Here is an 11,896-nt window from a genome sequence, read left to right as displayed (position 1 = left end):
CACCGACACCCGCGCCAACGCCAACGCCAACGCCAACGCCAACGCCAACGCCAACGCCAACGCCAACGCCAACGGGCGCCCCTGCGCCGACACCGACACCCGCGCCCGCAGCGCTCCCAGCGCCCGTCCTCGCGGTCGGCGCGCCTGCTCTGCCCGTCGTCACAGCCAACGCTGCGACACCCGTGCCGATCTATCGCATGGAAGTACCGGTCTACGCCGAAGTGCCGTCGCTGGCGCGCGAACTTGCCGTTGAGCAGATCGGCACCTTCCACGATCGGCAAGGCTCGCAGAGTTTGCTAAACGAGAATGGCGTGGCGCCGGCAGGATGGGGCCGCGTATGGGGTGGGCACACGGTACAAGGCAACGACGGTGCGGTGAACCAGGAATTCGACGGCACGATCGTCGGCGCGCAGGTCGGACAGGACCTCTATGCCGACTCGAGTTCGAGCGGCCACCGCAACCACTACGGTTTCCTGCTCGGCTACGCCCGCGCGACCGGCGACGTCAACGGCTTCGCGCTCGCGCAACCGGATTTTTCGGCCGGTCATCTGTCGATCAATTCATACAGCCTCGGCGGCTACTGGACGCACATCGGCCCCGGCGGTTGGTATACAGACACCGTGCTGATGGGCAGCACGATGACGATCGATCCGCGCTCCAATCAGAACATCGGCGCGACCACGCATGGCAATGCGTTCACGGCATCGGTGGAGGCCGGCTTGCCGATTCCGTTGCCGCTGAATCTGTCGATCGAGCCGCAGTTGCAATTGATCTATCAGCACACGCACATCAATGACCTGAACGATGGCGTTTCTACCGTCTCGTTCCACAGCGCGAGCGGTCTGATCGGGCGCATCGGTGCACGGCTGCTGGGGCAGTTCTCCGCGCTCGGGACGCAATGGGAACCCTACGTACGCGTTAACGTGTTGCGTTATTTCGGCGGGACGGACGAGGCGACCTTCGCCGGCACCACGGCGATCCCGACGACGGTCGGTCAAACCGAGGGACATGTCGGCGCCGGCGTCTCGGCCCGGTTGAACAACACCGTCAGCGTCTATGCGACGGCGGGATATCTGTTCAATCTGGGCGGCGCGCATCAACGTACCGTCGAGGGAGATCTTGGCGTGCGTTGGCGCTGGTGAAGGCGGGGGCGACGCCAGGGCGCGCGGAGATCAAACGACCTGGCGTCGTCGAGTCCTGCCAGGAATGGGTTCGCCGCGCTTTCGGCGAGTTTCGGTGAGGAATAGCCCGCACGCCGCATATGCGAAGCTTTCGTGTCGCACGGCGGCTCCGAAAGCGAGCAGCGCGCCCATGTCGGGATCCTGAACTTCCGCATGTTCATTCCAAAAACGCATCAAGTAGCGATTTAATCTCGCTTTACGGCGGCGCTGTGGGTTTGAATAATCGTGCATCCAACGATACCGCGCTCGCGTCTTGAAGCCTGGCCGGCAGGCCACCTTCAAACACACGAACGCGCGCTTACCGCACTCCGTCGAGATCAATATGCGAAACACCAAAAATGCGAATGTCGAACAACTCCTGCTAAAACTGCTTGGCGCTGAGAAAACCGCGAGGCTGTTCGCTACGCTGAACCATCCGCAGATCCTCAACGAATGGGAAGACGGCATCGTCACGCGTGCCGAACTGGCTCAGGCGCTGAACATGGCGCTATTCGAAGGCCTTCTGGCGCGCTCGGCGAATGGCCGCCAATACACGGAGGGGACGATCGCCGCTGGCGGTAACGTCTACTTCGACCACGGCGCATTGCGCACAGTGCGCTGGACAGAAAGCGGCGCGTTGCCACCGGGCGAAGCGGCTTTCGCGCGCATCCTGCGTCCGCTCGGCTTCAGCATCAACGGCCGTTATCCGCTTGACCGTCTCGGCATGACCGGCCGCGCCTGGGCCCATGACGACGCCCCCGACGAGATCGCGCAGTTTTTCCTCAGCGAATTGCATCCGGAGCGTTTCTCGGCGGAATTCCAGCGGGCGGTGACGAACGTGATCGGCGATTCGCGCGATCCGTTGACACCTCAGGCCGTTGGTCAGTTGTGGGAGCTCGAACGTGAGGGCGTGTTGCCGCTCGAGGCGGCTCATGCTTTGTTGCCGGTGATCGTCGGCGCGTTCGCGCGTCAACACGAGACGCCACGCGAAGCCGATTACGAAGTACTGTTGAAGGAGTCGGCGGAAATGGCGTGGATCGCGACCGAAGGCAATGCCTTCAATCACGCCACTGATCGCGTCGTGGACGTGTTCAAACTTGCCGACGACGAAAAGGCGAAGGGTCGTCCAATGAAGCCGGAAGTCGAGCGCTCGCGTTCGGGCCGCGTATTTCAGACCGCGTACCGCGCGGACATCGTGCAGCGCGAATTCCGCGCAGCCGATGGCAGCATCGTGACGCGCGACGTGCCGGGCTCGTTCTACGAGTTCATCACGCGCAAGCGGACTTTCGATCAGGATGCACGCCGCTGGGAAACGGACCTGCGTTTCGACGCAGGCAACGCACAGGGCATCTTCAAGATGACCGCAAGCCAGGCTGCGTGATGTGTCAAGCAGGTCGTCACGCGGACGTTGGACACGAGACGTGAGGGACGCAGTGGGAACGTCATTGGATGAAGAGCAGGGCGCGAACGTGAATGCCTCGTTGAGCGACGCCGATAGCACGTCGAGAGAGCTGCGCATCGCCACGCCGTTTTCGAGTACCGCTGCCGTCATGCACGCGCTCGAAGCAGATTTGCGCCGCACTGTGCGCGGCGAAGTGCGGTTCGATCGGGGCTCGAAAGCGCTGTATGCGGCGGACGCGTCGAACTATCGGCAAGTCCCGCTGGCCGTGGTGGTGCCGTCGGACGTCGACGATCTGGTCGAAACGCTCGCGGCATGCCGCCGCAATGACGTGCCTTTTCTCCCGCGCGGCGGCGGCACGTCGCAGAACGGCCAATGTGTGAACGTCGCGGTGGTCGCCGACGCGAGCAAGTATGTGAATCGGGTTGTGTCGGTCGATCCCGTGGCGGGCGTAGCGATCGTCGAGCCGGGCGTGGTCTGCGATACCTTGCGCGACGCCGCCGAAGAGCACGGTCTCACTTTCGCCCCCGATCCCGCAACGCACAGCCGCTGCACGCTCGGCGGCATGATCGCCAACAACTCGTGCGGCGCGCATTCGGTGATGGCCGGCAAGACGGTTGAGAACGTCGAGGCACTGGAAATTGCGACCTTCGATGGCGCGCGTTTCTGGGTCGGGCCCACATCTGACGGCGAACTTGAACGGATCATCGCCGCAGGTGGCCGCCAGGGCGAAATCTACGCCGCACTCAGGCAACTGCGCGACACCTACGCGGATCAGATTCGCGCGAAATTCCCGCAAATCAAGCGACGCGTGTCGGGCTTCAATCTCGATCAACTGCTGCCGGAAAACGGCTTCAATGTCGCGCGTGCGCTGGTCGGCACCGAGGGCACTTGCGCGGTAACCCTGCAGGCGAAAGTGCGGCTCGTGAAGAGTCCGGCGAAACGCGTGATCGTCGTAGTCGGCTTCACGGATATCTACATCGCCGCCGACGCCGTGCCACATTTCATGCGCTGCGGGCCGATCGCGATCGAGGGACTCGACCGCGCGATCATCCGCGGCTTGCAGGCGCGTGGATTGAAGAAGGACGAGATCGCCTTGCTGCCCGAAGGCGATGCCTGGGTCGTGCTCGAATTCGGCGGAGACACGCAAGCCGATGCCGTGCGCCAGGCGGAAACCGCTGCGGCGTATTTTTTGTCGGGCGAAGCAGGGCCGAACGTGTCGGCGATGCTCGTCGAAGATCGCGCATTGCAGGCGAAGGTGTGGTCGATCCGCGAGACGGGTGCGTCGGCGGTGGCGTTGTCGGTGGAGGCGGGCACGCCCGATCCGATGGTCGGCTGGGAAGACGCGGCGGTTGATCCAATGCGTCTTGGCGACTATCTGCGCGCGTTTCAGGCACTGGTAGATCGTTACGGCTACGAGACGAGCCTGTACGGTCATTTCGGCGATGGCTGCGTGCACGCGCGTATTACCTTCGATCTGCGCAGCGTGGAAGGTGTCTCAACGTGGCGTAAGTTTCTGCGCGAAGCGGCGGAACTGGTGGTCGAATTCGGCGGCTCGCTTTCCGGCGAACACGGCGACGGCCAGGCCAAGGCTGAATTCCTGCCGATCATGTATGGCCCTGAACTGATGCGGGCCATGGAGCAGTTCAAGGCAATCTGGGATCCGGCTAATCGATTGAATCCCGGCAAGGTTGTGCATGCGTATCGCGCCGATGAAAATCTGCGCATGGGTCCGGCGTACAAATCGGTGACCCTGCAAACGAAGCTCACGTTCACGAGCCAGGAAGGTGACGGTTTTCAGCGCGAGATCGAACGATGCATCGGCATGGGCAAGTGCCGTTCGCTCGAAGGCGGCACGATGTGCCCGAGCTATCGCGCGACGCGTGAAGAAAAATATTCGACGCGTGGCCGCGCGCATCTGTTCTGGGAAATGTTGCAAGGCGACGTGATCGCTGACGGCTGGCAAAGCCGCGAAGTGAGAGAAGCGCTCGATACCTGCCTTGCGTGCAAGGGCTGCAAATCCGATTGCCCGACGCATACGGATATGGCTTCATACAAGGCGGAATTTCTTTCGCATTACTACGAGACGAATCGCCGGCCACGCCAGGCGCTGTTCATGGGACGGATCGGAGAATGGGCGCCGTGGGCGGCAAAGTTTCCGAAGTTGACGAATTTCATGACGTCGGCGCCAGGGTTGGCTTCGGTTGGAAAGTGGGTTGCCGGGGTGGCGCAGGCGCGTGAACTGCCGAGGTTTGCTACGCAGACGTATCGGCAGATTGCGCAGCGCTCGCCTCAAGCTGCGAGTACGGCTCGTTCCGGCGAAGAGGTCAAGAAAGTCATCCTGTGGGTCGATACCTTCAACGATCACTTCACGCCCGAGATTGCGCAGGCCGCTGCCGATGTGCTGACGCAAATGGGCTGGCACGTCGTGCTGCCGAAGAACCGTTTGTGTTGCGGACGTCCGCTGTATGACTTCGGTTTGCTTGACCGTGCGCGTGAGTTGCTGACCACGATTCTCGATGACCTTGGGGACGATATTGCCGCCGGTGTGCCGCTGGTTGGACTCGAACCCGGTTGCTTATCGGTGTTCAAGGATGAACTGCTGAAGCAACTTCCCGGTCATGCGTTAGCGAAACAACTGTCGGCGCAGACCTTTCTGTTTTCCGATTTCGTCGCGCGTCAGCCGTTCGATTGGCCGACGCTTGCAGCGGATGTGATCGTGCACGGGCATTGTCATCAGAAGGCGCTGTTTGGCATGCAAGGCGATACCGCGCTGTTGAACAAGCTCGGCGTGAAGTGGAAATTGCTCGATACGGGATGCTGTGGGATGGCGGGATCGTTCGGCTTTAACGAAGAGCATTACGCGCTCTCGGAAAAGATCGGCGAGGACACGCTGTTTCCGGCTGTGCGTGCTGCTACCGCTGCGAATGCGGAAACGATTGTGCTGACCAACGGCTTCAGTTGCCGTGAGCAGATCGAGCAGGGGACTGGGCAACACACGATGCATATCGCGCAACTGGCGCAGCGGGCGTTGGCGGCGCGTTGTTAAGGCGCCGTAGCGGTGGCAGTGGCGTTAGCGCTGCCAGCGGCATCGGTTTTCGCTTTTGGTGTTGAGACGTGTTGTTGCGCGGTCCACGCGCTTTGGCTATTTTTTCGCCGGCTCGGCGGTGGCCGGTGCTTGCGCGACGTCGACGCTGGTCGCCATCCACAATACTTCGGCGTCTTCTTCACTTGTGGAGACCGCGGCGTGCCCGGTGCGGCTGTCGAAGTACAGACTGTCGCCAGCATTCAGATGCGTCGGCGCGTACAACTCGGAATACAGGCACACGCTGCCGCTGATCACATACAGGAATTCTTCGCCTTCGTGACGGCCCCAGTCGTCGAACGCGTCCAGCGTGTGCGCAGAGATGCGGATGCGGAACGGCAACATCGCCTTGTGCGCCAGATCCGTGGCGAGTAACTCCATCTGATAGCCGCGATAGGCGTGGCGCTGACCTTCGTCTTTGCGAGTCAGAGCGCGTCGGCCGCTGGCGCTGACTTTGGGTGTCGAACCGAACAGCTCGCCGATTTCAATCTTCAGGCCGAGGACGATTTTCTGCAGGATGTCGAAGGTGGGGGACATCAGGCCGTTTTCGACTTTTGACAGCGTCGAGCGGGAGACGCCGCAGAGGCGGCTCGCGGTTTCGAGCGTCAAATCCTGCGCCTGGCGGGCGGCGCGGACGCGGCGCCCGAGGTCGGTTGTCGATTGGTCGGCGGGTTTGGTGAGGTGAGTATCCATGGGGTCCAACGGCTCAAATGCGCGCCTTGGGAGGCGGGTCGTGTTTCCGATAATAACATTTGAGAAGGGCTGGCCTGGGTAGCGTTCGGTTCACGCGACCATCGAGCAACTTTTCCCATCGGAAACATGGCGCTACACGAGGTTGACGCGGTCAGTTTCAATCCCGTTCCACCGCGGACTTGGCAGGCTTTAGGCCGACTTTCCAGTCCGCGCACGGCATCGATTGGTCTCCAAAACCTTCGTACAAGCACGGGATCAGTGTTTCCCCGAGGTACGATTGAATGCCGTTGACTAAGTTAAATCAATTGATTTAATCTGAAGTCGTCTGAAAAACGCGGACTGCTCTGATGCAGCACGGATGCAACATGCGCGCGAATCGGGTGCTTCCAGCGTTGGCGACCCACGCTGTCGATGACGCTGGTTACGACCGGATCATTGACGACAAGGGCGCTACGCCGGCTGGGCGAGGCGGTCGGACATCGGTACAGGTTCAGGCAACGCCTGCGCCGCTAATTACCTTAAAAACGGAGACACTCGATGACCAGACTATCGAACAAGCTGATCGGCGTCAGCACGCTGACCCTGAGCCTGATGAGCGGCACGGCGGCCATTGCAGCGCCGAGCGGAACGGTCGCCTTCCTGATGCCCGACGAGGGCTCGACGCGCTACGAACAGCATGATTTTCCCGGCTTCAAGGCCGAAATGAGCAAGCTCTGCCCCGACTGCAAAGTGCTTTATCAAAACGCAAACGGCGACGTCGCGCAGCAGCAGCAGCAGTTCAACTCGGCGATTTCCCAGGGAGCCAGGGTGATCGTTCTCGACCCTGTGGATTCGGCGGCGGCCGCCTCTTTGGTCCATCTGGCGCAGAGCCAGGGTGTCAAGGTGATCGCCTATGACCGGCCCGTACCGTCGACACCGGCGGACTACTACGTGTCGTTCGACAACGAAGGCATTGGCCGTGCAATCGCGCAGTCGCTCGTCCAGCACCTGAAAGACACGGGCGTGCCTACGACCAGGGGCGGCTTGCTCGAAGTTAACGGCTCGCCCGTTGATGCTGCGGCCGGACTGATCAAAAAGGGCAGCCACGAGGGGGTGCAGGGCAGCGGCTACAAGACGCTGGCCGAGTACGACACGCCGGACTGGGCACCACCGAAAGCGCAGCAGTGGGTCAGCGGGCAGATCACCCGCTTCGGGTCGCAGATTATCGGTGTCGTGGCCGCCAATGACGGCACGGGCGGCGGGGCCGTCGCGGCGCTCAAGGCAGCCGGTGTCAACCCGGTGCCGCCCGTGACGGGCAACGACGCGACGATCGCAGGGCTGCAGTTGATCATCTCGGGCGACCAGTACAACACGATCCTGAAGCCGAGCGAGATCGTCGCGGCCGCGGCGGCGAAGGTGGCTGTCGGCTTCCTGTCCGGCCAGTCCCCGAAGGCCGAAACGACGCTCTTCAAGACGCCGTCCCAGCTCTTCAAACCAGCAGTGATCACGGCGAAGAACCTCAAGGCGGAGGTCGTCGACAAGGGGTTCGCGAGCGCCAAGGATCTGTGCGCCGATCGCTATGCCGAAGGGTGCAAGAAACTTGGCATCACGAATTGATCCGGCGCGGCGCCGGACGGGATCTGACTCGTGCCCAGTCGCTCCATACATCATGAGGTGTCCCTCCCATGACTGACCAACCCACAACACGGTCCAGGCCAGGCGAGCTGGTCCTGAGCCTGCGCGGCGTCTCGAAGCACTTCGGAGCGGTCTCCGCCTTGACGGACATCGAACTCGACGTGCATGCCGGTGAAGTTGTCGCCCTGGTGGGCGACAACGGGGCAGGGAAATCAACACTGGTGAAGGTGCTCGCCGGTGTCCATCAACCGACCACTGGCACGATCACCTTCGACGGCCAGGAGGTCACGCTGCCCGATCCGGGCGCGGCGCTCGATCTCGGCATTGCCACCGTGTTCCAGGATCTCGCGCTGTGTGAAAACCTCGATGTCGTCGCGAACATCTATCTCGGACGCGAGCTGAATCCGCTGCGTCTCGACGAGGTCGCGATGGAGGTGAGGGCCTGGACGCTGCTGAACGAGCTGTCGGCCCGTATCCCTAGCGTGCGTGACGTGGTCGCCTCGCTGTCGGGTGGCCAGCGCCAGACCGTGGCGATCGCACGCTCGCTGCTGCTGGACCCGAAGCTGATCATGCTCGACGAGCCGACGGCGGCGCTGGGCGTGGCCCAGACCGCTGAAGTGCTAAACCTGATCGAGCGGGTCCGCGACCGCGGCCACGCGGTCATCATGATCAGCCACAACATGGAAGACGTCCGCGCGGTAGCGGATCGGATCGTGGTGCTACGGCTCGGCCGCAACAACGGCGTCTTCTATCCCGACTCTTCGAACGAGGAACTTGTGGCCGCGATCACCGGCGCCACCGAGAACGCCGTGTCGCGCCGCGCCGGCCGCCGTCAGGCCGAGCAGGGCGCCTGGACAAAGGAACGATCATGAGTAACAAAATGCAAGATGCCCCCCATGAAACGCCAGGCGCGCCGCAGCCGTCCCCGCTGCTCGACCGCGGTGATGTCCGCGTCAAGCATGCCGCCGGAGTCGGCGGTACCGTTGCCGCCTTCGTCGAACGGGTGCGCTCGGGCGATCTGGGATCGCTTCCGGTCATCGCGGGCCTGATCATCATCTGGACCGTGTTCACCAGCCTGAACCCGGTGTTCCTCTCGGCCAACAACATGGTGAACCTGCTGTTCGACTGCTCAACGGTGGGAGTGATCTCGCTGGGCATCGTCTGCGTGCTGATGGTGGGGCAGATAGACCTGTCGGTAGGCTCGATGAGCGGCTTCGCTTCGGCCCTCGTAGGGATGCTCTGGGTCAATCACGGCTGGCCGGTGCTGCTGGCTATCGTTGCTGCCGTCGCCGCTGGTGCGCTCGTCGGCGTGCTGTACGCGCTGCTGCTCAACCGCTTCGGCATGCCGAGCTTCGTCGCGACACTGGCCGGGCTGCTCGCGATCCTCGGGTTGCAGCTCTACGTCCTCGGCGCCAGCGGTTCGATCAACCTGCCCTACGACTCGGCGATGGTGAACCTCGGGCAACTCATCATCATCCCCGCCGTCGTTTCGTACCTCCTTGCGCTGGTGCCGGGCGCCGTGATGCTGGCGCTTGGACTGCGCACACGTGAACGCCGCCGCGTATCCAATCTCTCTGCGCCCTCGGTGGGCAGCCTGCTCGTGCGCAGCCTCGCCATCACCGTGCTGCTGGAGATCGTGGTGGCCTACCTCAACCAGGGAAGAGGCGTTCCGCTGATGTTCGGTATCTTCCTCGGCCTCGCGGTCGCGATGGACTATGCGCTTAAGAGGACGCGCTGGGGGCGCTCGATGAACGCAGTCGGCGGCAATCGCGAGGCCGCGAGGCGGGCAGGCATCAATGTCGGCGCCATCTACACCAGCGCCTTTGTGCTGTGCGCCAGTCTCGCCGCACTTGGCGGCGTGCTAACTGCGGCACGACTCGCCTCGGCAAGCACGCAGGCCGGCACCGGCGACGTGAACCTGAACGCCATCGCAGCAGCCGTGATCGGCGGCACCAGCCTGTTCGGCGGTCACGGCAGCGCGTATTCAGCAGTACTGGGCATTATTGTGATCCAGTCGATTGCTAGCGGTTTGACGCTGCTGAACCTGTCCTCCTCGTTGCGCTTCATGATCACCGGCGCGGTGCTGGCGATCGCGGTGATCGTCGACTCGCTCGCCCGGCAGTCTCGCGTCTCGCACGGTCGCGCGTAATTCCAGTAATCCAGCAACCATCTTGCATGAGACCGGAGAGCAGCAAATGACTGACTTGATGAAGGGAAAGGTTGCCGCTATCACAGGTGCTGCATCGGGAATCGGCCTCGAATGCGCGCGCACACTGATCGCGGAAGGTGCGAAGGTCGTGCTGATCGATCGTGCCAAGGAGAGGCTTGAGAAATTGTGCGCAGAGTTGGGGGAGAACGCGTTGCCGCTCGTCGTGGATCTGCTGCAGCCGTCGGAGGTTTCGGGGATGCTGCCGAGAATCCTTGACCTTGCCGGCGGACTCGACATTTTCCACGCCAACGCTGGTGCGTACGTTGGCGGCGAAGTGCTGAATGGAGATCCCGACGAGTGGGATCGCATGCTGAACCTGAACGTCAACGCCGCGTTCCGATCGGTCCACGCTGTGTTGCCGCACATGGTCGCGCAGAAATCCGGCGACATCATCTTCACCAGTTCTGTCGCGGGCTTCGTCCCGGTTGTGTGGGAACCGATCTACACCGCCTCCAAATTCGCGGTACAGGCCTTCGTCCACACGCTTCGACGTCAAGTCTCCAAACATGGCGTGCGGGTCGGCGCAGTGGCCCCGGGTCCGGTCGTCACGGCGCTGCTCGACGACTGGCCAAAGGAGAAGATGGACGAGGCGCTCGCGTTGGGCAGCCTGATGCAGCCCAAGGAGGTCGCCGACGCGGTGCTCTTCATGCTGACGCGGCCACGCAACGTGACGATCCGTGACCTCGTGATCCTTCCGAATAGCGTCGATATCTGAAACGCGTGGCAGGCGAGGGCCGGGTGTACCCGGTCCCTGCGCCGAAGGGCATTGTCAAACAGTCGATCTTCCAACCACTTCACGAGACTCACCATGACCCTTGAGAAATTCCGCCTCGACGGCAAGCTCGCACTGATCACTGGCGGCACGCGCGGCATTGGCCTGGCCATCGCGCACACCTTCGGCGAAGCAGGCGCGCACCTCGTCATCAGCAGCCGCAGCCCGGTGCCGGACGCTGAACGTAGCCTGCGGGAGGCTGGATACGACGTCGACTTCATCGCGGCCGACCTGGAGCAGGAACAGGCGCCCCAGCAACTGGTCGACGAGGTGCTCAAGCGCCACGGGCGCATCGACGTGCTGGTCAACAACGCAGGCGTGGCGATTCACGGTGACAGCGGCGACTTCGACGAAGCGCGCTGGCGTCGCATTATGAGCCTGAACCTCGACGCGGTGTTTCGCGCTTGCCGGGCCGTGCTCGCACCGATGCGAGCGCAAGGCGGCGGCGTGATTCTCAACGTAGGCTCTATCTCCGGCATCGTCTCCAACATTCCGCAGAACCAGGTCGCTTACAACAGTTCAAAGGCGGCCGTTCACATGATGACGAAGAGCCTGGCCAGCGAACTGGCAGCCGAGCATATTCGGGTGAACGCGGTGGCGCCCGGCTACATCGAAACCGACATGTCGCGCGGCGGCATTGAGAATGACGAATGGTTTGCCATCTGGCGCAACATGACCCCGATGGCGCGGGTCGGCCAGCCTGAAGAAGTCGCCGCAGCCGCGCTGTTCCTCTGCTCGCCGGCCGCCAGTTATGTGACCGGCGAAGTACTGGTCGTCGACGGCGGATATACGACGCGCTGAAATCCGCCCTCATGCAAATAGATAGATTTCGGCTGCGCTTGACGCGGCTACTGTGCCGCTCGACGGCAAGCTGTTCTAGCACCACCAATATGTCGATCCATTTTTATCCACTCATCGTGAAGGGCGTCGTGATTCTCGTCGCTGTCCGCATTGATGTTCAAAT

At 62.5% G+C, this 11,896-nt stretch carries 9 protein-coding genes and 1 pseudogene; 8 read left to right on the top strand and 2 right to left on the bottom strand.

What is annotated here, in order from left to right; genetic code table 11:
• Positions 1 to 1,142: autotransporter family protein (locus PQR40_RS28470; RefSeq protein WP_408510325.1), on the top strand; the 1,142-nt coding region annotated here is incomplete at its 5' end.
• A gap of 75 nt (positions 1,143 to 1,217) precedes the next feature.
• Here the strand turns inward: PQR40_RS28470 and PQR40_RS28465 are convergent.
• Positions 1,218 to 1,336: pseudogene (locus PQR40_RS28465) on the bottom strand (LysR family transcriptional regulator); the annotation flags it as partial.
• A gap of 167 nt (positions 1,337 to 1,503) precedes the next feature.
• Between PQR40_RS28465 and PQR40_RS28460 the strand changes: the two are divergent.
• Both PQR40_RS28460 and PQR40_RS28455 read left to right on the top strand, forming a co-directional pair.
• Entirely contained in the window at positions 1,504 to 2,541 is a 1,038-nt protein-coding gene (locus tag PQR40_RS28460; RefSeq protein ID WP_408230851.1) for a DUF1338 domain-containing protein, read from the top strand.
• 52 nt (positions 2,542 to 2,593) lie between these two features.
• Entirely contained in the window at positions 2,594 to 5,608 is a 3,015-nt protein-coding gene (locus PQR40_RS28455; RefSeq protein WP_408510324.1) for an FAD-binding and (Fe-S)-binding domain-containing protein, read from the top strand.
• A gap of 96 nt (positions 5,609 to 5,704) precedes the next feature.
• Here PQR40_RS28455 and PQR40_RS28450 read toward each other — a convergent pair whose 3' ends face one another.
• Positions 5,705 to 6,337 (bottom strand): helix-turn-helix domain-containing protein, encoded by a 633-nt coding sequence (locus PQR40_RS28450; RefSeq protein WP_408510323.1) that lies wholly within the window; start codon positions 6,335 to 6,337, stop codon positions 5,705 to 5,707.
• A gap of 537 nt (positions 6,338 to 6,874) precedes the next feature.
• Here PQR40_RS28450 and PQR40_RS28445 point away from each other — a divergent pair.
• From PQR40_RS28445 to PQR40_RS28425, 5 genes are all read left to right on the top strand, one after another.
• Positions 6,875 to 7,933 (top strand): ABC transporter substrate-binding protein, encoded by a 1,059-nt coding sequence (locus PQR40_RS28445; protein ID WP_408340894.1) that lies wholly within the window; start codon positions 6,875 to 6,877, stop codon positions 7,931 to 7,933.
• A gap of 68 nt (positions 7,934 to 8,001) precedes the next feature.
• Entirely contained in the window at positions 8,002 to 8,823 is an 822-nt protein-coding gene (locus PQR40_RS28440) for an ATP-binding cassette domain-containing protein (protein WP_408510322.1), read from the top strand.
• Positions 8,820 to 10,100, top strand: coding sequence for a sugar ABC transporter permease (locus PQR40_RS28435; protein WP_408230836.1), 1,281 nt, complete (start codon positions 8,820 to 8,822; stop codon positions 10,098 to 10,100). The genes PQR40_RS28440 and PQR40_RS28435 overlap by 4 nt, the downstream gene beginning before the upstream one ends.
• A 46-nt stretch (positions 10,101 to 10,146) precedes the next feature.
• On the top strand, positions 10,147 to 10,875 hold the full coding sequence (locus tag PQR40_RS28430) for an SDR family oxidoreductase (RefSeq protein WP_408230834.1): 729 nt from the start codon (positions 10,147 to 10,149) through the stop codon (positions 10,873 to 10,875).
• A gap of 93 nt (positions 10,876 to 10,968) precedes the next feature.
• A complete protein-coding gene (locus PQR40_RS28425) occupies positions 10,969 to 11,733 on the top strand; it encodes an SDR family NAD(P)-dependent oxidoreductase (RefSeq protein WP_408510321.1) in 765 nt (254 codons plus the stop codon).
• Positions 11,734 to 11,896: the final 163 nt, after the last annotated feature.

Source organism: Paraburkholderia sediminicola, from assembly GCF_046026855.1.
In the GTDB taxonomy this organism is placed as follows: Bacteria; Pseudomonadota; Gammaproteobacteria; order Burkholderiales; family Burkholderiaceae; genus Paraburkholderia; species Paraburkholderia sediminicola_A.
This window is presented reverse-complemented; position numbering and strand designations above follow the sequence as displayed.

Excerpts from the sequence above, each read along its gene's own strand:
- PQR40_RS28460 (WP_408230851.1), top strand. The coding sequence starts at position 1,504 with ATGCGAAACACCAAAAATGCGAATGTCGAACAACTCCTGCTAAAACTG.
- PQR40_RS28450 (WP_408510323.1), bottom strand. The coding sequence starts at position 6,337 with ATGGATACTCACCTCACCAAACCCGCCGACCAATCGACAACCGACCTC.
- PQR40_RS28445 (WP_408340894.1), top strand. The coding sequence starts at position 6,875 with ATGACCAGACTATCGAACAAGCTGATCGGCGTCAGCACGCTGACCCTG.
- PQR40_RS28440 (WP_408510322.1), top strand. The coding sequence starts at position 8,002 with ATGACTGACCAACCCACAACACGGTCCAGGCCAGGCGAGCTGGTCCTG.
- PQR40_RS28435 (WP_408230836.1), top strand. The coding sequence starts at position 8,820 with ATGAGTAACAAAATGCAAGATGCCCCCCATGAAACGCCAGGCGCGCCG.
- PQR40_RS28430 (WP_408230834.1), top strand. The coding sequence starts at position 10,147 with ATGACTGACTTGATGAAGGGAAAGGTTGCCGCTATCACAGGTGCTGCA.
- PQR40_RS28425 (WP_408510321.1), top strand. The coding sequence starts at position 10,969 with ATGACCCTTGAGAAATTCCGCCTCGACGGCAAGCTCGCACTGATCACT.